Origin of the sequence: Pseudomonas fluorescens (genome assembly GCF_019212185.1) — a bacterium.
GTDB lineage: Bacteria > Pseudomonadota > Gammaproteobacteria > Pseudomonadales > Pseudomonadaceae > Aquipseudomonas.
Window position 1 is genome coordinate 801549 of record NZ_CP078138.1, and the last position, 19984, is coordinate 821532.

16 protein-coding genes are annotated in these 19984 nt (G+C 61.5%); 1 reads left to right on the forward strand and 15 read right to left on the reverse strand.

Going from position 1 to position 19984, the window contains the following annotated elements; all coding sequences use genetic code 11:
• Window positions 1–173 precede the first annotated feature (173 nt).
• A complete protein-coding gene (locus tag KW062_RS03450) occupies window positions 174–5108 on the forward strand; it encodes an NEL-type E3 ubiquitin ligase domain-containing protein (protein WP_105753985.1) in 4935 nt (1644 codons plus the stop codon).
• 58 nt (window positions 5109–5166) lie between these two features.
• On the opposite strand, the gene ureC is transcribed toward KW062_RS03450, so the two are convergent.
• The 15 genes from ureC to KW062_RS03525 form a co-directional block, all read right to left on the reverse strand.
• Entirely contained in the window at window positions 5167–6867 is a 1701-nt protein-coding gene (ureC, locus tag KW062_RS03455; RefSeq protein WP_105753984.1) for an urease subunit alpha, read from the reverse strand.
• 88 nt (window positions 6868–6955) lie between these two features.
• A complete protein-coding gene (locus KW062_RS03460) occupies window positions 6956–7261 on the reverse strand; it encodes an urease subunit beta (protein WP_027617584.1) in 306 nt (101 codons plus the stop codon).
• Window positions 7258–7794 (reverse strand): GNAT family N-acetyltransferase, encoded by a 537-nt coding sequence (locus KW062_RS03465; RefSeq protein WP_027617585.1) that lies wholly within the window; start codon window positions 7792–7794, stop codon window positions 7258–7260. The genes KW062_RS03460 and KW062_RS03465 overlap by 4 nt, the downstream gene beginning before the upstream one ends.
• 6 nt (window positions 7795–7800) lie before the next feature.
• Complete coding sequence (locus KW062_RS03470) at window positions 7801–8334, reverse strand: GNAT family N-acetyltransferase (protein ID WP_105753983.1); 534 nt, start codon at window positions 8332–8334, stop codon at window positions 7801–7803.
• A 9-nt stretch (window positions 8335–8343) separates the two neighbouring features.
• Entirely contained in the window at window positions 8344–8646 is a 303-nt protein-coding gene (gene ureA / locus KW062_RS03475; RefSeq protein ID WP_007907366.1) for an urease subunit gamma, read from the reverse strand.
• A 37-nt stretch (window positions 8647–8683) separates the two neighbouring features.
• Window positions 8684–9523, reverse strand: coding sequence for an urease accessory protein UreD (locus tag KW062_RS03480; protein ID WP_105753982.1), 840 nt, complete (start codon window positions 9521–9523; stop codon window positions 8684–8686).
• A 30-nt stretch (window positions 9524–9553) separates the two neighbouring features.
• A complete protein-coding gene (urtE, locus tag KW062_RS03485) occupies window positions 9554–10252 on the reverse strand; it encodes an urea ABC transporter ATP-binding subunit UrtE (protein WP_027617588.1) in 699 nt (232 codons plus the stop codon).
• Window positions 10253–10279: 27 nt separating this feature from the next.
• On the reverse strand, window positions 10280–11140 hold the full coding sequence (gene urtD / locus KW062_RS03490) for an urea ABC transporter ATP-binding protein UrtD (RefSeq protein ID WP_027617589.1): 861 nt from the start codon (window positions 11138–11140) through the stop codon (window positions 10280–10282).
• A complete protein-coding gene (gene urtC, locus KW062_RS03495) occupies window positions 11137–12216 on the reverse strand; it encodes an urea ABC transporter permease subunit UrtC (protein WP_027617590.1) in 1080 nt (359 codons plus the stop codon). Before urtC ends, urtD begins: the two co-directional genes overlap by 4 nt.
• The gene (gene urtB / locus KW062_RS03500) at window positions 12216–13718 is read right to left on the reverse strand and encodes an urea ABC transporter permease subunit UrtB (RefSeq protein WP_027617591.1); all 1503 of its coding nucleotides are present in this window, start codon (window positions 13716–13718) and stop codon (window positions 12216–12218) included. Before urtB ends, urtC begins: the two co-directional genes overlap by 1 nt.
• Before the next feature lie 157 nt (window positions 13719–13875).
• Window positions 13876–15141 carry an urea ABC transporter substrate-binding protein gene (gene urtA, locus KW062_RS03505; protein WP_027617592.1) on the reverse strand — a complete coding sequence of 422 codons (1266 nt, stop codon included), beginning with the start codon at window positions 15139–15141 and terminating at the stop codon, window positions 13876–13878.
• 353 nt (window positions 15142–15494) lie between these two features.
• A complete protein-coding gene (locus KW062_RS03510; RefSeq protein ID WP_155953782.1) occupies window positions 15495–15644 on the reverse strand; it encodes a hypothetical protein in 150 nt (49 codons plus the stop codon).
• A 175-nt stretch (window positions 15645–15819) separates the two neighbouring features.
• A complete protein-coding gene (locus tag KW062_RS03515; RefSeq protein WP_027617593.1) occupies window positions 15820–17202 on the reverse strand; it encodes a PepSY-associated TM helix domain-containing protein in 1383 nt (460 codons plus the stop codon).
• A 102-nt stretch (window positions 17203–17304) separates the two neighbouring features.
• The gene (locus KW062_RS03520) at window positions 17305–19434 is read right to left on the reverse strand and encodes a TonB-dependent copper receptor (protein ID WP_105753981.1); all 2130 of its coding nucleotides are present in this window, start codon (window positions 19432–19434) and stop codon (window positions 17305–17307) included.
• 91 nt (window positions 19435–19525) lie between these two features.
• On the reverse strand, window positions 19526–19981 hold the full coding sequence (locus KW062_RS03525; protein ID WP_256350885.1) for a DUF2946 domain-containing protein: 456 nt from the start codon (window positions 19979–19981) through the stop codon (window positions 19526–19528).
• Between the last annotated feature and the right edge of the window lie 3 nt (window positions 19982–19984).

A 19984-nucleotide genomic window follows, 5' to 3' on the forward strand; every position in this document is an offset into this window, starting at 1 on the left:
GTTGGGCGCTCATTAAATAAGCATGAGTGTTCCGACATATGGCTTTATCAGGTGTAACTTCTGTGGGTGATGCCCCGGCTTCATCATCCGCGGATAAGGGGCGACACTACCAGTTTGTCAAAGACAAACTTCCGCCCTGGCTGGTCAGCGCAACACCTCACAGGCAGCGCGATTTGCGCAAGGTTGGACTGAAGATCCCCTACGGGTACGCCCAGGCTTCTGCCGCGCATAAGCAGGCGTTCAAAACCAGCAGTCAGCAGGGTTTCTCCTCGCAAAGCAGCGTTGATAAGGTGTTGGCCGGCCTGCAAGAGGTCAAGGCTTTCGCTCGCCCGTTATTGCAAGCCGCGATTGTTGAGCAGTTCAAGATTACGGTGGATGTAGATCGCACTGTCTTGCGTCATTGGGTCGCCAATCTCCAGCCCCTTTCCGATGCTATTCAACTGTCCAACAGTCTGTTGGATGCGGCCTTGCACAACTTCACCGAAGACGACGAAACAGCCATCTATGGCAGCACTCGCAGTGTGGACACGGTTTTGTTGCTGTCACCCCAGGGCAAATTGCCATTCAGTGCCGAGCAATTTGCCGAGTTGTGTCGCAAGTTGGATCTGGGCGCCAAGTATCAAGCCCATGTCAATTCGGTTTTGGGTATGGGTAACAGCGCTGATGAAGTTAAACTGCAAGCCAGTATCAAACTCAGCCAGCAAGACACTTTTGCGACCGCAATCGAACTGGCCCGACTGCAGGGCGATATTCACGGAGATGATGTTTATACGTTGTTGCACAAGGTCAAGGACCAGGCGCCTCACCTGGTGCTGGATGGCAAGCCGGTTCAATTGAATGGCTTGCGCCTGCTGGGTGACACCGACTTGAGCGGGGTGCTGCTGATCGGCCCGCAGCGTATCGCCAGCGACGTGGTGCAGCGGCTGATTGTCTACATTCCCCATGACCCGGTGAGTCCTATCAAGGAGTACGCCTCTGCGCAGCAGTTTCACTTGGCGTTACGCGAGAAACTGCGCGATCCGGCCTATCAGCAGTTCTTTAGCCGGTTCATCAAACAGTCGGACAAGGCGCGTTTCTTTCAGCGCCTGAACGATCGTCTGACCCCATTCAAGGCAGTGTCAGGCAGCAAGGTGCAGGTGCGAGTCCCTGACCCAAACGCCAGGATTGCCATGGAGGAAACGCCGGTCACTGGCAACTACTGGGTGTTCCTGGTCAATCAACAACTGAACAAGTTGCTGGACGATACCAGGAGTCTGGCGGTGTCCACCGCGGACGCTGATGCCCAGGCGCGGCATGACAAGATGCTGAGTTACTTGGGGATTGCGCTGTCGGTGCTCAATGTCGTGGCGTTGTTTGTCCCGCCCTTGGGCGTGGCGATGATGGCCGTCATGGCGGTGCAATTGACCGATGAATTGGTCGAGGGTGTCGAGGCGCTGGCGCAGGGGGAAAAGGACGAAGGATTCGCCTACCTGATGGATGTGGCGCAAAACGTCGCCCAGCTGGCGCTGATGGCGGCGGCAGGGGGCGGGAGTGGCGAGCAGGTCACGGGTGTGGGGCGCTCGGAGTTTTTTGCGAGTCTGAAGCCGGTCACCCTGGCCAATGGCGAGGTTCGTTTATGGAAACCCGACTTGGCGCCCTATGAACACAAAGGGGCGCTGCCGGAGGACCTCAAACCCAATGAGTTGGGGTTGTTGCAACATGACGGTCAGGAATTCCTGCCCTTGGCTGACAAGCGATATGCAGTGAGCAAGGACCCTGTCAGCGGCAAGTATCGAATTGCCCACCCGGAGCAGGCGGACGCTTATTTCCCTGAGCTGCACCATAACGGCAGTGGCGCCTGGCGCCACGAACTGGAGCGCCCGCAGACTTGGCAGGGGCCTGAGCTGATGAGGCGCCTGGGACATCGTGTCAGCGATTACAGTGACGTCGAGCTGGAGCAGGTTCGGCGGGTCAGCGGTGTCGACGAAAGTATCCTGCGCCGGATGCATCTGGAAAACCAGGCACCGCCCAAGGCACTCGACGATACCCTCAGGCGATTTGACGCCTACCGCCAGGTCGAACGCTTTATCGCTGACCTGCAGGGGGGCGAGCCACGGGACGTCAGAGAACATTCGATCAATCAATTGCATGTCCTGACCCGCTACGGCCAATGGCCGGAGGCGTTAGCGGTACGCCTGCTCGACGCACAGGCCGCAACGGTCCGGGAGTTCACGGTGCAGGGCGCGCAAAAGATCACTCGCGTAGTGAATATGCAGGCCCGGCAACTGACCGATGGCCGCCTGTTGCAAACCTTGCTCGATGCCCTGGAGCAGACAGACACCAACGCCCTGCTGGGAAGGAAAGCTGACAGTCCACTCGATAAGCAGGACACGCAAATCGCCCGCTTGAAGGAACAGATCGTCAAGCTGGCGCAGGTGCATAAAGTCGAATTTTTCAATGATCTTTATAGCGTCGCCGACTCAAGCAGTGACCCCAGACTGACAGTGCTGCAATCACGCTTTCCCAGCGTATCGCGCCAGGCAATCGAGGAACTCCTGGCCAGCGCCAACCGTGCCGAGCAGCGGCAAATGGCGCGCTGGAACTTCACCGATAGGCTGCAGACCAAGCCCATTCCATTGCGCCTGGCCGAAGAGTTGCGCAGCCTCCAGCGAGATGTGCGGCTGTCGCGAGCCTATGAAGGGCTGTTTCTGGAGGGATTGATCAATCGCGATGCCGAAGTTCTCGTCCTCAATTCACTGGAGAAGCTGCCGGGTTGGTCGGGTGATGTGCGCCTGGAAATTCGTGAAGCTGAGTTCAATGGCGATCTGCGGGTCAGCATCGGCGCCGAAGAGGCGGCCAGTCGCAAGGTTCTGGTGCGCGTTGAGCAGGGGCGGTACGAGGCCCGCGATCAGGACGACGGGCATTTGCATGGTGCCGATGATATCTATGCTGCCCTCCAGCACGCCTTGCCCGATGCACAGCGCCAGGCTATAGCATTACCGCATGTGGGGCAGGGGGCTGAGTTGAAAGCCTTGATCAGGCAGCATCTGCTGACACCTGTCGAGCTGCGTACGCGCTTGGGCATGCAACCGGTCAAGCCCGGGTTCAGAGCACCAAAGCGTCTGGCCGATGGTCGGCTGGGCTATCCATTGAGTGGGCGTGGCGCTGGTGTGAGTCCGCAGCAGGCCGCGGATGAGGCGCGGGTACGCAATCTTTTTCCCGGCTACACCGATGGTCAGGTGAGTCGTTTTCTGCTGACCCTGGGGCAGGACCGTGAGTTCTATCTGGTCAACTTCGAGGCGGATTACCAGCGCTTGCTCGAGAGCACTCGGCAGTGGCTGGCATCGCCTACCTCTCGCACGCTGGCCGATGGCAGCGAGGTTGCGGTCGACGCGCACGACAAACAAGCGGTGGTTGAGTTGCTCAAGCGCAGTTGGCGCAAACTCAGCACCCGCTATAGCGCCTTTGGCTACCCGCGTGGCTATGAACTGGTATTGCGCGGCCGCACGGTTGGGGCGCTGCCGATTCTGGAGACCAGTTTCAGCGGTGTGGAGTTTGTCGACATGAGCGGTATGGACCTGATGGCCGCGCCGAACGAGTTTCTCGATTCTTTTCCCGATGTGCGCTGGCTGGATCTGCACGCAAACCGAATGGCCGACATCCCAATGCGCCTTGGTCAAATGGATAATCTGGTCGGCCTCAATCTCTCCGGTAATAACCTTCGCTTGAGCGCCGAAGAAGCGGCATCAGTGTCGAGTCTGAAAAAACTGAAGAAACTGCAGCTCAGCCATAACCCGTTGGAGCGCGTGCCGGATTTCAGTCAAATGCGCGAGTTGAGCGAGATTCGCTTGCAAGGCACCGGGATCAGCCAGTGGCCTGATGGTTTGATTGGGCTGAATTCGCTGGAAAAACTGGATTTGCGCGATAACCAGATCACCGAGTTTCCCTTATGGGCGGTGAGTCCGCCGCCCGAGCAAGTCGATGCGATCGACCGTCTGCTGAAAATCACCGAGTTGAACGGCAACCCGCTGTCACCACAGGGCGTGCAGCAGTACGCGGACATTCTGGAGCGTATTTATCGGCGGGAAAACGAACCCGGCCTGATCCCTGGGCCGGTTGATGAGCCTGCCGCACGGGGAGCCGAAGGAGGTGTTCTGGCGTCTTCCACGCAGCGGCTCGAGCGCTGGTTAGGTGAAGTACCAGAGGCGCAAATGGCCAGGCGCAAGGAGCTCTGGCAACGGCTCGACACTGAATCGCTCGACCGAGAAGAGGCGGGTGGGGAGCTCGGACGCGGCGTCAGTGAAAGCGAAGAGTTTTTCCGTTTGCTGGAGAAGCTCAGTCAATCCGCAGAGTTCAGGAAAGCCTACGGCGATCTGCAGGCTCGGGTCTGGATAGTTCTCGAGGCGGCGGCAGACAACACGCAATTGCGCGAGGAGCTATTCAGGGCGGCCGGCGAGCCGCAGACCTGCAGTGATCGCGCAGCGTTGATGTTCAGTGATCTGGAAGTCAGGGTGCAGATCCATAAAGCCCTGGCTCGGGTGGGGGAGGAGGGCGCGGGTCGCGAACTGCTCAAATTGGCCAAAGGCCTGTTCCGTCTCGATCAGGTCGAAGCCTTTGCGCTCAAGGACATCCGCGAGCGGGTGGCAATTATCATGCACTCGGGTTTGACCAAGCGCGAAATTGGCCGGCAGTTGGTACTGCTGGATCAAATTGAAGTTCGCCTGTCCTATCGGATCAGTCTGCGACAGCGGCTCGATTTGCCGGGACAGCCTGTTCAGGCCGATTACACCGGCGTGCAGTATGTGCCCGAGCCCAAGCTGGCGGAGGCGGAGGCGGAGCGGCAGATCAAAAGCCTGAAGAATTCGCTGGCGGAGATCGACTCGATTACGCAACGGGATTTCTGGCGCGAGTACCTCAAAGACAAATACCGCTCACGCTTTGATTTGGCCTACGAATCAATCATTGAGCGCATGGAGCACCTTGAGCTGATCAAGGAGACGCTGACCAGCGAGGTCTATAACGCACGCTACAAAGCGCTGCGCGACGAAGCCGAAGCCGTGCAGGTCAAGTTGATCAATCTGTTGACTCCTCAGGAAATACTCAACCTGGAGGAAGAACAGACGCCGTAACCGAAAAAGGTGGTGAACAAGGCCCCGAATGCGCGCATTTGGGGCCTTGTCCGTATGGCTAGAACAAAAAGTAACGCTGCGCCATTGGCAGCACGTCCGCCGGTTCACACCACAGCAATTCACCGTCGGCCTTGACCTGGTGGGTCTGCGGATCCACCTCGATGTCCGGCAGGTAGTCGTTGTGGATCAGGTCGGTTTTCTGCACGTCGCGGCAGCCCTTGACCACGGCGATGGTCTTCTTCAGACCCAACTGTTCCGGCAACCCAGCCTCGTGCGCGGCCTGGCTGATGAAGGTCAGGCTGGTGGCGTGCAGCGAGCCGCCGAAACTGGCGAACATCGGTCGGTAGTGCACCGGTTGCGGGGTCGGAATCGAGGCGTTGGCGTCACCCATCAGGCTCGCCGCAATGGCGCCGCCCTTGATGATCAACGTCGGCTTTACGCCAAAGAATGCCGGACGCCACAACACCAGGTCGGCCCATTTACCCACTTCGATCGAACCCACTTCATGGCTGATGCCGTGGGTAATCGCCGGGTTGATGGTGTATTTAGCGATATAGCGTTTGGCACGGAAGTTGTCGTTGTCCGCACCATCGCCGGGCAACGGGCCGCGCTGCTTTTTCATCTTGTCGGCAGTTTGCCAGGTGCGGGTGATGACTTCGCCAACCCGGCCCATGGCCTGGCTGTCGGAGCTGATCATCGAGAACGCGCCGAGGTCGTGCAGGATGTCTTCGGCGGCGATGGTTTCGCGCCGGATGCGGCTCTCGGCGAAGGCCACGTCTTCGGCAATGCTTGGATCCAGGTGGTGGCAGACCATCAGCATATCGAGGTGTTCGTCGATGGTGTTGCGGGTGAACGGCCGGGTCGGGTTGGTCGAGCTGGGTAGCACGTTGGCAAAACCACAGGCCTTGATGATGTCCGGAGCGTGCCCGCCACCGGCGCCTTCGGTGTGATAGGTGTGGATGGTCCGGCCTTTGAAAGCCGCGAGGGTGGTTTCGACGAAGCCCGACTCATTGAGGGTGTCGGTGTGAATCGCCACCTGCACATCGAACTGATCGGCCACGCTCAGGCAGTTGTCGATGCTTGCCGGGGTGGTGCCCCAGTCTTCGTGCAGCTTGAGGCCTATGGCGCCGGCCCTGACTTGCTCGATCAACGGCTCTGGCAGACTCGCGTTGCCTTTGCCGGTGAGACCGATGTTCATCGCGAAGGCATCGGCGGCCTGGAGCATGCGCGCCAGGTGCCAGGGGCCCGAGGTGCAGGTGGTGGCGTTGGTGCCGGTGGCCGGGCCGGTGCCGCCGCCGATCATGGTGGTGACACCGCTCATCAGCGCCTCTTCGATTTGCTGCGGGCAGATGAAGTGGATGTGGGTGTCGATGCCGCCGGCGGTGAGGATCATGCCTTCGCCGGCAATCACTTCGGTGCTGGCGCCAATCGCGATGTTCACGTTGGGCTGGATATCCGGGTTGCCGGCCTTGCCGATGGCCGCAATGCGCCCATCCTTGAGCCCGATATCGGCCTTGACGATGCCCCAGTGATCGATGATCAGCGCGTTGGTGATCAGGGTGTCGACGACTTCTGCGGCGAGTAATTGGCTTTGGCCCTGGCCGTCACGGATGACCTTGCCGCCACCGAATTTCACTTCTTCGCCGTAGGTGGTGAAGTCCTTCTCGACCTCGATCCACAACTCGGTATCGGCCAGGCGGACCTTGTCACCGACGGTGGGGCCGAACATGTCGGCGTAGGCTTGACGGGAGATTTTCATGGAGTTGCCTTGGGATTCAATTGAGGTTGAGACCGCTCGCGGTGCTCGCTATCGCGGGCAAGCTCGCTCCTACGGGGGCAGGCGTTGTTTAGAGGTCGCCCATGATCCTGCCGGCAAAGCCGAATACTCGGCGCAAGCCCGCCAGTTCGACCAGCTCGACTTCTCGACTCTGCCCTGGCTCGAAGCGCACGGCGGTGCCGGCGGGGATGTTCAGGCGCATGCCACGGCTGGCGGCGCGGTCGAACATCAGCGCGTCGTTGGTCTCGAAAAAGTGATAGTGCGAGCCGACCTGGATCGGCCGGTCGCCACGGTTGGCCACGGTCAGGCTCAGGGTGCGGCGACCGGCATTGAGTTCGATCTCGCCGGGTTGGATCCGGTATTCGCCAGGAATCATGCAGGTTGTCCCAGGGTCTTGAAGTAGATGGCGGTCGGCGCGTAATGGCCGGCCGGACTTTGGCAGTAGTTCGGCAACTCGCCGACACGGGTATAGCCCAACGCCTGATAGAAAGCCTCTGCCGCCGAACCGGCTTCGGTGTCCAGATAAAGTAGGCCGCGCTGATGCTGGCGGGCGGCGAGCTCCAGGGTGCTCATCAATTGCTGTCCCAAGCCGCGCCGGCGCGCCTGGTGCAACACCAGGAGCTTCTGCACTTCGGCGCGATTGCGCCCGTTGGCTTTCTGGCATAGCCCCAGTTGCACGCTGGCGAGGACTTTTTCGTCGTCGACCACCACCACCCACAGCAACAGGCTGCCGTGCTCAACATCGGCCTGCACGCTGTTGATGTAGGCGTGCGCCTGGGTCTCATCGAAATCAGCGAGGAAACCAATCGACGCACCGTGCTCCACCGCATCAAGCAGCAGGTTGATAAGACCCCGGCGATACTGCGCAAAGCTCTCGGCGTTGACCCGGCGTAGTTGGGCAGCGTTCATCGTGGCTTACTCCTTGTTGAAGAAGGGAGGCTCTGAGCCTGGGTTGAGGGTCAGTTGCATGAAGGTCAGGTCCAGCCAGCGGCCGAACTTGGTGCCCACTTGTGGCATCTGCCCGGTGGTGATGAAGCCGATCCGCTCATGCAGACGGATGGACGCGGCGTTACCGCTTTCGATGGCCGCCACCATCACATGTTTGTCGCAGCCTCTGGCGCGCTCGATCAGTGTCTCCATCAGCCGTGGGCCGAGGCGGTTGCCGCGCTGGTCGCTGCGCACATACACCGAGTGTTCGACGGTGTGGCGGAAACCGTCGAACGGCCGCCAGTCGCCGAAGGAGGCGTAGCCCAGCACGCGCTCGGCGGTGTCGACGATCACCAGGATCGGATAGCCCTGGGCTTGGCGCGCACTGAACCAGGCCTGGCGATTGCCGAGGTCGACGGCCTGCTCATTCCAGATCGCCGTCGTATTGAGCACGGCGTCGTTATAGATGTCGCGAATCGCCGGCAGGTCGGCGTGCAGGGCATCGCGGATGGCATAAGTCATGAGCGGATCTCAGGCGATGGGTTGATGGACGGTGACCAGCTTGGTGCCGTCGGGAAAAGTGGCTTCGACCTGGATCTCGGGAATCATTTCCGGGATGCCTTCCATCACCTGTTCACGGCTCAGCAGGGTCGTACCGAAGTGCATCAACTCGGCCACGGTCTGGCCGTCGCGCGCGCCTTCGAGCAGTGCGGCGGAGATATAGGCCATGGCTTCCGGGTAGTTCAGTTTCACGCCGCGAGCCAGCCTGCGCTCGGCCACCAGGCCGGCGGTGAAGATCAACAGCTTGTCTTTTTCGCGTGGGGTCAGGTCCATCGTTGAGAATCCATGGTCGGCAGATAAAGGGGCATATTCAGGTGTTCCATATGCGTGGCGCGAGTGCTTCACGGCCCAGCAACGCCGGGCGCAACAGCCTCCACAGCGCAATCAGCCAGCCGCGCGCCAGCAATGCTTCACTGGCCAGGCAGCGCGCAACCAGCAGGCCCGGCAACTGGGTCAGGTCGCCGCGTACTGGATGATCCAGCGCACGGCAACGTTCCAGTAGTTCGCTGTCGATCTCGCCGGTGACCAGCAAGGTGGCGAACACCGGCTGACCGTCCAGGCCGATTGGCGAGTCGAGCAAACCGTCGTTGCCGACAATGCGTTGGCGCTCATGCCAGAGCAACTGGCCGTCGCGTCGGATGTTCAATTGCGACTGAAAGTGCCCGCGTTCGAAGCGTTCGTCACTGGCGGGGCGGCCGAGGGCAATCACGTCCCAATAAAACAATCGGGCGTCGCCCTGCAGGTCGATCGAAGTGCTCAGTTCCGCTTGGGCTGCGCTGAAGACGATGGTTTCCTGGGGCAACCATTCCAGTGTGGCACCGGCCGCCACCGTCACCTCGAGTTGCTGATAGGCGGGGCTGTTGGCGCGATACCACTTGGCGGCGCCGGGGCTGGTCAGTTGCGCCCAGGCGTCGCGCTCGACGCTGGCGCTGATGTCCAGCCGGTCGCCACCGGCGATGCCGCCAGGCGGGTGCACGATGATGTGCTGGCAGACCTGCGGGCCCTCGGCGTACAGGTGTTTTTGCACCCGCAGCGGTCCGCTGTGGCGGCGCAGGGTCGGCCGGGTGCTGTCACCGAAGCGGGCGTAGCCGAGTTGCAGTTCGGCGTGCCAGCTGGGCGTGAATAGAGCATGAGGGGCAGGGGCAGTCATATTTTCTAATTATCGTCAGGACGCTACAGACTAAATCGTTACCAGGCCGCGTACACCTTCGGCCTCCATGTTTTCGCCGCGACCTTGCTGGACGATTTCCCCGCGCGACATCACCAGGTACTGGTCGGCCAGTTCGGCGGCGAAATCGTAGAACTGCTCCACCAGCAGGATCGCCATGTCGCCGCGCGCCGCCAGTTGCTTGATCACCGCGCCGATCTCCTTGATCACCGAGGGTTGAATGCCTTCGGTGGGTTCATCGAGGATCAGCAGCCGCGGGCGGCTGGCCAGGGCTCGGCCGATCGCCAACTGTTGCTGTTGTCCGCCGGACAGGTCGCCGCCGCGTCGCTGCTTCATTTGCAGCAATACCGGGAACAGCTCGTAGATGAACGCCGGGACCTCCTTGGCTTCGCTGCCGGGGAAGCGTGACAGGCCCATCAGCAGGTTTTCTTCGACCGTCAGTCGCGGAAAGATTTCCCGCCCCTGGGGCACATAAGCGATCCCGGCCTGCACGCGCTGGTGCGGCTTGAAACCGGTGATGGCCTTGCCCTCCCAGTTCACCGCGCCTTCTTTGGCTGGCAACAGCCCCATCAGGCATTTGAGCAGGGTGGTCTTGCCCACGCCATTACGCCCCAGCAGGCAGGTGACTTCGCCGACTTTCACCTCAAACGTCAGGCCGCGCAGGATGTGGCTACCGCCATAGTATTGGTGCAGTTTTTCGATTTGCAGCATGTTCAAATTCTCCTCCTACAGATCGATTTATCGGCCCAGATAAACCTCAATCACCCGCTCATCATCCTGCACCTGCGCCAGCGAGCCCTCGGCCAGCACACTGCCCTGGTGCAACACGGTGACGTGGTCGGCAATCGAGCCGACGAAGCCCATGTCGTGCTCCACCACCATCAGCGAATGCTTGCCGGCCAGGCGCTTGAACAGTTCGGCGGTGAACTCGGTCTCGGCGTCGGTCATGCCGGCCACCGGTTCGTCGAGCAGCAACAGTTGCGGGTCCTGCATCAGCAGCATGCCGATTTCCAGGAACTGCTTCTGGCCGTGGGACAGCAGGCCTGCCTGGCGCTGAGCCGACGCAGTCAGGCGGATGGTGTCGAGCACTTCGTCGATGCGATCTTTCTGTTCGCCGCTGAGCCGCGCCCGCAGGCTGGCCCACACCGACTTGTCAGTCTTCTGCGCCAGCTCGAGATTCTCGAACACGCTCAGGGCTTCGAACACCGTCGGCTTCTGAAACTTGCGACCTATCCCGGCCTGGGCGATTTGCACTTCGCTCATCTGGGTCAGGTCCAGGGTTTCACCGAACCAGGCCTTGCCGTGAGTGGGCCGGGTCTTGCCGGTAATCACGTCCATCAAAGTGGTTTTTCCCGCGCCATTGGGACCGATGATGCAGCGCAATTCGCCAACACCGATGTACAGGTTGAGGTTATTCAGGGCCTTGAAACCATCGAAGCTGACGCTGATGTCCTCCAGCGTGAGGATGGTGCCGTGGCGGGTATTCAGGCCTTTTTCGGTGCGCTGGCCGAGGCCGATGGCGTCGCGGCTGCTGCCGGCATCCTTGTTCGGTTCGAGGATGGGTTCGAGCATGAACTCGGCGGTCGCGGTGACTCTCATTGCTCACCTCTTTTTTTCATCAGGCCAATCACGCCTTTGGGCAGGTACAGGGTCACCACGATGAACAGGGCGCCAAGGAAGAACAGCCAGTATTCGGGGAAGGCCACGGTGAACCAGCTCTTCATGCCGTTCACCACGCCGGCGCCCAGCAGCGGGCCGATCAGCGTGCCGCGACCGCCCAAGGCGACCCACACCGCCGCCTCGATCGAGTTGGTCGGCGACATTTCACTGGGGTTGATGATGCCCACCTGCGGTACGTACAGCGCGCCGGCCAGGCCACACAACACCGCGCTCAGGACCCAGACGAACAGCTTGAAGCCGCGTGGATCGTAACCGCAAAACATCAAGCGGTTTTCCGCATCGCGCAGCGCGGTGAGCACCCGGCCGAACTTGCTGCGAGCCAGGCGCCAACCGATGAACAGGCTGCCCACCAGCAGCAGCACCGTGGCGAGAAACAGCACGGCACGGGTGCCGGGTTCGGTGATGCCGAAACCGAGGATGCTGCGGAAATTGGTGAAACCGTTGTTGCCGCCAAACCCGGTCTCGTTGCGGAAGAAAAGGAGCATGCCGGCGAAGGTCAGGGCCTGGGTCATGATCGAGAAATACACGCCCTTGATCCGTGAACGGAAGGCAAAGAACCCGAACACCAGCGCCAGTAGACCCGGTGCCAGCACCACCAGGCACAGGGCCCAGAGAAAGCTGCTGGTGCCGGCCCAATACCAGGGCAGCTCGGTCCAGGACAGGAAGGTCATGAACGCCGGCAAGCCATCGCCGGCGGCCTGGCGCATCAGGTACATGCCCATGGCATAGCCGCCGAGGGCGAAGAACAGGCCGTGGCCGAGGGACAGCAGACCGGCATAACCCCAGACCAGGTCCAAGGCCAGGGCGACAATCGCGTAGCAGAGAATCTTGCCGACCAGAGTCAGGGTGTAGGCCGAGACGTGCAGCGCACTGTCGGCCGGCAACAGCGACAGCAGCGGCAAGCTCAGCAGCAGGGCGAGCACCACGATGCCCGTGGCGATCGTCAGCCGTGGTCCGGCTTTTTGCGTGGCGGTAATGAGCAGGGGCTGGTTCATCAGTCGATTACCCGTCCTTTGAGTGCGAAGAGGCCTTGCGGGCGTTTCTGGATGAACAGAATGATCAGCGCGAGGATCAGGATCTTGCCCAGCACCGCACCGATCTGCGGCTCGAGGATTTTGTTGGCGATCCCCAGGCCAAAGGCGGCGAACACGCTACCGGCCAGTTGTCCGACGCCACCGAGCACCACTACCAGGAAAGAATCGATGATGTAGCTCTGGCCGAGGTCGGGGCCGACGTTGCCGATCTGACTCAGCGCCACGCCACCGAGGCCGGCGATTCCCGAACCGAGGCCGAAGGCGAGCATGTCCACGCGCCCGGTGGGCACGCCGCAGCAGGCGGCCATGTTGCGGTTCTGCGTCACCGCGCGCACATTCAGGCCGAGACGGGTCTTGTTCAACAGCAACCAGGTCAGCACCACCACGAACAGGGCAAAGCCGATGATCACGATGCGGTTGTACGGCAACACCAGGTTGGGCAGCACCTGCACTCCACCCGACAACCAGGCCGGGTTGGCCACCTCGACGTTCTGCGCGCCGAACAGCAGGCGCACCAACTGGATCAGCATCAGGCTAATGCCCCAGGTGGCGAGCAGCGTTTCCAGAGGCCGGCCGTAGAGGTGGCGAATCACTGTGCGTTCCAGGGCCATGCCGATCCCGGCCGTCACGCAGAAGGCCACCGGCAGGGCGAGCAGGGGATAGAACTCGATGGCGTTGGGGGCGAAGCGTTGCAGCAACAACTGCACCACATAAGTGGAGTAGGCGCCGAGCATCAGCATCTCGCCATGGGCCATGTTGATCACCCCCAGCAAGCCGAAAGTGATGGCCAGACCGAGGGCTGCCAGCAGCAGAATCGACCCCAGGGACATGCCGCTGAAAGCCTGGCCGAGCAACTCACCTACCAGCAGCTTGCGCTTGACCTGGCCGAGGCTGGTCTGCGCGGCGGTGAGCACCCCGGCATCGCTTTCGACGCCTGGTTCCAGCAGGCCTTCGAGGCGCGTGCGGGCCAGTGGGTCGCCGGTTTCACCGAGCAGGCGCACGGCAGCCAGGCGCACTGCCGGATTACTGTCGACCAGTTGCAGGTTGGCCAGGGCCAGGCTCAGGGCGGCGTGAACGCCTTCGTCCTGCTCGGCGGCCAGACGTTGATCGAGGAACGGCAACTGCGCCGGTTTGGCGCTCTTCTGCAGTTGCTGCGCAGCGCCAAGACGCAATTGTGCGTCCGCCGCGAGCAGTTGATGACTGGCCAAGGCAGTGTCGATCAGACCCCGCAGGCGATTGTTCAGGCGCAGGGTTTTCGGCTGGCCATCGATGCTCATCTCGCCGCGCTGCAAGCCTTCGATCAGTTCGATGCGCGCCGGGTCGGGCTGTGCGGCCCAGGCTTCAAGCAGTTTGGCTTGCTGCGCGGGATTGGCGGCGGCGAAGTCTTCGGCGTCGCCGGCGTGGGCGGCCATCGGCAATAACAGGGCGATGGCGAGAATGAATCGGTAGAGGGCAGTGGGCATTTCAAATGTCCTGGTCATGCGCGGACCTTGTAGGAGCCGGCTTGCCGGCGAAGGGGACCTGACATTCACCATCAAGTCGCCTGTCAGGCCCTCATCGCGAGCAGGCTCGCTCCTACAGTAGGTGTATGTCGGCCTGAGGGGCCGACACCCAGTGGCTTCAGTTACTCTTCACCGCATAATCCGGCTTCTTGTCATTGCCGGCGATGAACGGGCTCCACGGCTCGGCGCGTACTGGACCTTCGGTCTGCCAGACCACGTTGAACTGCCCATCGGCCTGGATCTCGCCGATCATCACCGGCTTGTGCAGGTGGTGGTTGGTCTTGTCCATGGTCAGGGTGTAGCCCGACGGGGCGGCGAAGGTCTGGCCGGCGAGGGCCTCGCGAACCTTGTCGACATCGGTGGACTTGGCTTTCTCTGCGGCCTGCGCCCACATGTGGATGCCGACATAGGTAGCTTCCATCGGGTCGTTGGTCACCGCTTTATCGGCCCCCGGCAGGTTGTGTTTCTTGGCGTAGGCTTTCCAGTCGGCGACGAACTTCTGGTTCACCGGGTTATCCACTGATTCGAAGTAGTTCCACGCCGCGAGGTTGCCCACCAGCGGCTTGGTGTCGATACCGCGCAGTTCTTCTTCGCCCACCGAGAAGGCCACCACCGGTACGTCGGTGGCCTTCAGGCCCTGGTTGGCCAACTCTTTATAGAACGGCACGTTGGAGTCGCCGTTGACCGTGGAAATGACTGCGGTTTTGCCGCCGGCCGAGAACTTCTTGATGCTGGCGACAATGGTTTGGTAATCGCTGTGACCGAACGGGGTGTAGACCTCTTCGATGTCTTTGTCGGCGACGCCTTTGCTGTGCAGGAACGCGCGCAGGATTTTGTTGGTGGTGCGCGGGTAGACGTAGTCGGTGCCCAGCAGGAAGTAGCGCTTGGCACTGCCGCCTTCCTCGCTCATCAGGTATTCCACCGCAGGAATCGCTTGCTGGTTCGGCGCGGCGCCGGTGTAGAAGACGTTCGGCGACATTTCTTCGCCTTCGTACTGCACAGGGTAGAACAGCAGGCCGTTGAGCTCTTCGAACACCGGCAACACCGATTTACGCGACACCGAGGTCCAGCAACCGAAGACCACGGCGACCTTGTCCTGCGTCAGCAACTGCCGGCCCTTTTCGGCGAACAGCGGCCAGTTGGAGGCCGGGTCGACCACCACCGGTTCGAGCATCTTGCCGTTGACCCCACCCTTGGCATTGATCTCGTCGATGGTCATCAAGGCCATGTCCTTGAGCGAGGTTTCGGAGATCGCCATGGTCCCGGACAACGAGTGCAGGATGCCAACCTTGATGGTCTCGGCGGCCTGGACAGTCCAGGTCATGCCCATCGCGGCAATCGATGCCGATAGTGTGAAAGCCTTGAGCAAGCTGCGACGCTTCATTGTGCGATCTCCATGAACATTTTGAATTTTTCTGGGTTGGCAGATGCGGACTACTGAAGGGGCTTTAGCAAGGGTTGTGCCCGGTCGCGAAAAGACCGGGAAATGTCGCTTTGAAGCGAGAGGGAGGGCGCGCGGCGCACCGAGATGGGGCTTTCGCGGGGCCGCGTGCGCGGGTGTGCGCGGCATTGGTGCTTGGCGGTTGTAGAGCGCGCGATCAAAGGCGCCCGACGGTCGGCAGGGTTATTGTTTGATGCAGGTCTCCATGCCATGGCCGCCGCCTTCATACTCCGGGCCGTAATAGAACTTGCTGAAGGAAACGTTGCCGTCGGCCGTCGTTTCAACGATGGCGATACCTACGCCGTAGCTTTCAGCGAGGGATCGGTATGAGAGAAGTAAACCGCCAGGGCATTGTCCTTGCCGGCGGCAAAACCGTTGTAAAGCGAGTTGTCGGTAGGGGCGGGGAGTGAAATGAATGCAAGGGAGGCTGCGATCTTCTTTATCAAGTTGACCTCCTTTTTTTAGGAAAGATGGGGGTCAATGTTTGCGATCGCAGGTTATTAAGTTGAATTAAAGAGTGTCGAGAGCAAGCTCGCGACAAGATTTTTCTACCTCATTAAAGTTTACAAGTTGCATGGCCGGGCTTCTTCCAGCGCCGGCCATTGCAGATTTTTCGGCGGCTCAGGATGAAGAGGAAGCCGACTCGACTCGTCGATTGCCCCAAGCCTGCAGCATCCGATCCAGTACCCACACCACCACCAGCGAAGCGCCCACCAGCGGGAAGGCCACGGCCAGTGCAAGCATGATGAACACACCGGTTTTCCAGGTGGGCAGGTCATGCCGCAGCGGCGGTACGCCGAACTTGCCTTGTGGGCGGCGCTTCCACCAGATCACCACGCCGCTGACGGCGCTGAGCAGGATCATCAGGCAAATCAGCAACACAATGAGTTGATTGACCAGGCCGAACATCTTGCCTTCATGCAGCATCACGCCCATTTCCGTGGCGCGGGCCACCGGGCCGTAATGTTCCCAGCGCACGTCGGCCAGCACCTTGCCGCTGTACTGGTCAATGTGCAGGGTCGCATCGTTGCGCGGATCGTCGGCGAACACGGCGATGGTGAATACGCCGCTGGCCGTTGTCGGGAAGGTGATGCTGTAGCCCGGCTCGACCTGGCGTTGCACGGCAATCGCCTGGACGTCCTGCAGGCTGACGGTGGGTGCCGCCGGTGCATGGCTGGCGTTGTTGTGAGCCATGTGTTCGGCATGATCACCGGACATCGGCATCGGCGTATTTTCCACGGCCCAGGGCACGGTCTGGCGAGCGGCGGTATTGAGGTCGCGGGCTTGCTCATCGGAGGTCGGCACGTTGTCCCACATGGCGGCCGGAAATTTGTTCCAGACCTCTGAGTAAGTCTTGCCCCAGAAACCGGTCCAGGTCATGCCGCTGAGCAGCATCACCAGCAACAGCGTCGCGCCCCAGAACCCGGTGACGGCATGCAGGTCACGCCACAGCACCCGGCCACGACTGCTCAGGCGCGGCCACAAAATACCCGCGCCGCCCTTGCCCCGTGGCCACCAGAGGTAGACGCCGGAAACCACCAGCACCACGCCCCAGCCGGCGGCCATTTCCACCAGCCGGTCACCGACGGTGCCAATCATCAGCTCGCCGTGAATCGCCCGGGCGATGGCCTGCAGGTTGTACTTGGCGTCCTGATCGCCAAGGATCTCGCCCCGGTACGGATCGACGAACACATTGAGTTCACTGTCCGCGGTCTTGACCACAAACTGCGCGCTGCGCTCGGCGTCGACGGCAGGCAGGTACTGGGTGACCTGACCTTTCGGGTAAGCCGCTTGCACCCGGCTGAGCATGTCGTCGGCGCTGAGGCTGTGATGGCCGGCCGGTACATTCATCAGGTTGCCGTACATCAGCGGATCGAGTTGCGGCTTGAACAGGTAGAGGGTGCCGGTCAAAGCCAGCATCACCATGAAAGGGGCAACGAACAGCCCGGCATAAAAATGCCAGCGCCAGGCCAGGTTGTAGAAGGACACTTTAGGTTGGCTCATCATTAGCACTCCGCTCGGCTATGCATCTTTTATGTTGTTGTGTCGGTTCGCGAGTTACCCGGCGCCTGCGAACGGGATTGTCCGCAGGTGCCGGCGAAGCCTTTAGAAGCTCATATCCACCTTGGTCCAGAAGGTGCGCCCCGGTTCATTGATCGCTTGTGGATCGCTGGCCGGGTAGCCGAACCCGGCATTCCCGGCCAGGTTCAGATGTTCGGCGTAGTCCTTGCCGAACAGGTTGTCGATACCGCTGCTGACCTTCCAGTGCTGGTCGATGCGGTAAGCGCCATTGAGGGAGAACACCGCGAAGCCCGGACTCTTGTCATAGTCCTTGCCCACCACGTTGCCCTTGTTCTGATCGATACGGTTTTGCGGCGCGACTACCCGCCACAAGGCCCCGGCACTCCAGGTGTCCTGGCTGTAGGTCAGGCCGAAGCGCGCGTCCAGCGGCGGCATCTGTGGCAGTGCGGTGTCGTGGGTGGTGTCCTTGCCCCAGGCGTAGGCCAGGGTGGCGTCGGCTTTCCAGTTGCTGGTCAGGTTGTAAGCCGCACCGAGTTCACCGCCCATGATTCGCGCATTGATGTTTTCGGCGCGCGAGCTGGTGCCCATGGCAGTCGGGGTGTAGTCGAACAGGATGTAGTCATGCACGGTGCCGGCATAAGCCGAGACCCAGGCTTCGAGGTCGCGGCTTTTGTACTGCAGGCCGATGTCCAGTTGCGTGGTTTTCTCCGGCTTGATCGAGTCGAACGCATTCAACGAGCCCACCGGCCCCGAGTTCGGCGAGAACAGCTCCCAGTAATCCGGGAAGCGCTCGGCATGACCGAGGCCGGCGTAGAGCGTGGTCGGGCTGTCCGCCAGATCATGCTCGTAGCGGATGAAACCGCTGGGCAGGGTGTCGGCGCGGGTATCGTCGGCGGTCGGGTTGGGCATGCTCATCATCCCGGAGCCGATACTCTGGCGGAAATCCTTGGCCGAGGCGCGGTCCAGGCGCGCGCCACTGATCAGCCGATCACGCTCGGCGGCGTACCAGGTCAGCTCGCCGAACACCCCGTAGTTATGGAAGTCGGCGTCCTTGGTGTAGGGCAGGTCCTTGTAGGTGTCGATGCCCATGGCGCTGCGCTGGCGATGTTCGTTGGTCTGCGCATCGAGACCGCTGATCAATTGCAGATCGGCCCAGCGCCAGGTGGCCTTGACGCGGGCGCCGAGGGTGCGGCGGTCGACGTTGGAGGCCATGGGGCCGGCCATCATTCCGGTGCCGGACGGCGTGCGCAGGGTGTAGTTGTCCATGACGTGGTCGGCGTAGTTGTAGTAGACCTGCGCCTCGATTTGCTCCAGCACGTCGCTGATGTTCGACTGCTGGAAACGCAGACCCAGGCTCTCGCGTTTGAACTGCGAACCGTCCATGCCGCGTCCGGCATAACGTGCTTCGCCGTCGCCCTTGCCGGCGGTCAATTCGAGCAAGGTGTCGGCGTTCGGCGTCCAGCCCAGCGCCACGTCACCGTTCCACTTGTCGTAGCGCGACGGCACGGTGTCGTTGTTGCCGTCCTTGTAGTCGTCGGAGTGTGCGGTGTTGCCGATCACCCGCACGTAGCCCTGCGGACCGCCGGCGGCAGCGTCCACGACCTTGTCGAAGCGCCCGCTGGAGCCGCCCAGCACGCTGGCGTTGATCCGGCTGCCGAGTTCGCCGAACTGTTCCGGCTCACGGTCGAACAGGATGGTGCCGGCCGAGGCACCGGGGCCCCAGAGCACGGTTTGCGGGCCCTTGATCACGGTCAGGGTGTCGTAAGTTTCCGGTGAAATGTACGAGGTCGGCGCATCCATCCGCCCGGGGCAGGCGCCCAGCAGCATGCTGCCATTGGTCAGGATGTTCAGCCGCGAGCCAAACATGCCGCGCAGCACCGGGTCGCCATTGGTGCCGCCATTGCGCACCAGGGCAAAGCCGGGAATGGTTTTCAGGTAGTCGCCACCGTCGCTGGCCGGCACTGGTTGGCGCGGGTCCTTGGGGTTGGTGACGACGGTCAGTGGCGAGCTGGGAGCGATGCCGGTGATCACCGTCGGGCTCAGCTCTTCGCTGTGTCGGGCATGCTCGGCCGCGGTTTCGCCGGCATGGGCCATGGGCGCCAGCAGCGCGCCGCAGAACACCGCGAGGGCGTGTTTGAGGCGAATGCGTGCAGCATCCGGCTTGAGGGAAAGCTGAGCGTCGCTCAGCCGTGAGTCAGCAGAAAACCTGGACATTGAAGGTTCCATCAATCAGTCGTAAACACACGACCCGCAGCCCGTGGCGGTGATGCGCAACAGGTGGCCGTGTCAGTGGTGGCGTGGGTGTCTACGTGACGATGGGCGGGGCGCGGGTGCGAGCGCCGGGGAATACCGTTTGCCGGGCATGGCCCTGGCGCGGCGAGAGGCTGAGGAAGGTGTGGACCAGCGGCGAATCAAAGATCGCCAGCACTTGGCTGCCCGGCAGTGCAGGACAACTGAACAGCAGGCTGCAGTAGCCGCACTTTTCCCAGATGGCGTGGTGTTCGGCTTGCGGGGGGCAGTGCTCGGCAGAGGCTTGGGTGTCGTGTCCGGCGTGGGCATCGGACGGCATGTCCATGTCCGCGTGCATGTCCATCGACATGCTCATGGACATCGGCGCGCGCTGATCCATCGGCATCGACTGAGAAATCAGCGGACCGATAAAAATCATCAGCATGGCGAACAGGCTGACCCAACTACCACGCGCGACCGTCATCGAGGTCTGGCGTGGCGGGGTGCGCCTGTGGCCGGGTGAGCGCCGCATGTT

What these genes read in the sequence shown, in the direction of transcription:
- ureC (WP_105753984.1), bottom strand. Translation starts at nt 6,867, where the DNA reads ATGAAAATCTCCCGTCAAGCCTACGCCGACATGTTCGGCCCCACCGTC.
- KW062_RS03460 (WP_027617584.1), bottom strand. Translation starts at nt 7,261, where the DNA reads ATGATTCCTGGCGAATACCGGATCCAACCCGGCGAGATCGAACTCAAT.
- KW062_RS03465 (WP_027617585.1), bottom strand. Translation starts at nt 7,794, where the DNA reads ATGAACGCTGCCCAACTACGCCGGGTCAACGCCGAGAGCTTTGCGCAG.
- KW062_RS03470 (WP_105753983.1), bottom strand. Translation starts at nt 8,334, where the DNA reads ATGACTTATGCCATCCGCGATGCCCTGCACGCCGACCTGCCGGCGATT.
- ureA (WP_007907366.1), bottom strand. Translation starts at nt 8,646, where the DNA reads ATGGACCTGACCCCACGCGAAAAAGACAAGCTGTTGATCTTCACCGCC.
- KW062_RS03480 (WP_105753982.1), bottom strand. Translation starts at nt 9,523, where the DNA reads ATGACTGCCCCTGCCCCTCATGCTCTATTCACGCCCAGCTGGCACGCC.
- urtE (WP_027617588.1), bottom strand. Translation starts at nt 10,252, where the DNA reads ATGCTGCAAATCGAAAAACTGCACCAATACTATGGCGGTAGCCACATC.
- urtD (WP_027617589.1), bottom strand. Translation starts at nt 11,140, where the DNA reads ATGAGAGTCACCGCGACCGCCGAGTTCATGCTCGAACCCATCCTCGAA.
- urtC (WP_027617590.1), bottom strand. Translation starts at nt 12,216, where the DNA reads ATGAACCAGCCCCTGCTCATTACCGCCACGCAAAAAGCCGGACCACGG.
- urtB (WP_027617591.1), bottom strand. Translation starts at nt 13,718, where the DNA reads ATGCCCACTGCCCTCTACCGATTCATTCTCGCCATCGCCCTGTTATTG.
- urtA (WP_027617592.1), bottom strand. Translation starts at nt 15,141, where the DNA reads ATGAAGCGTCGCAGCTTGCTCAAGGCTTTCACACTATCGGCATCGATT.
- KW062_RS03515 (WP_027617593.1), bottom strand. Translation starts at nt 17,202, where the DNA reads ATGAGCCAACCTAAAGTGTCCTTCTACAACCTGGCCTGGCGCTGGCAT.
- KW062_RS03520 (WP_105753981.1), bottom strand. Translation starts at nt 19,434, where the DNA reads ATGTCCAGGTTTTCTGCTGACTCACGGCTGAGCGACGCTCAGCTTTCC.
- KW062_RS03525 (WP_256350885.1), bottom strand. Translation starts at nt 19,981, where the DNA reads ATGCGGCGCTCACCCGGCCACAGGCGCACCCCGCCACGCCAGACCTCG.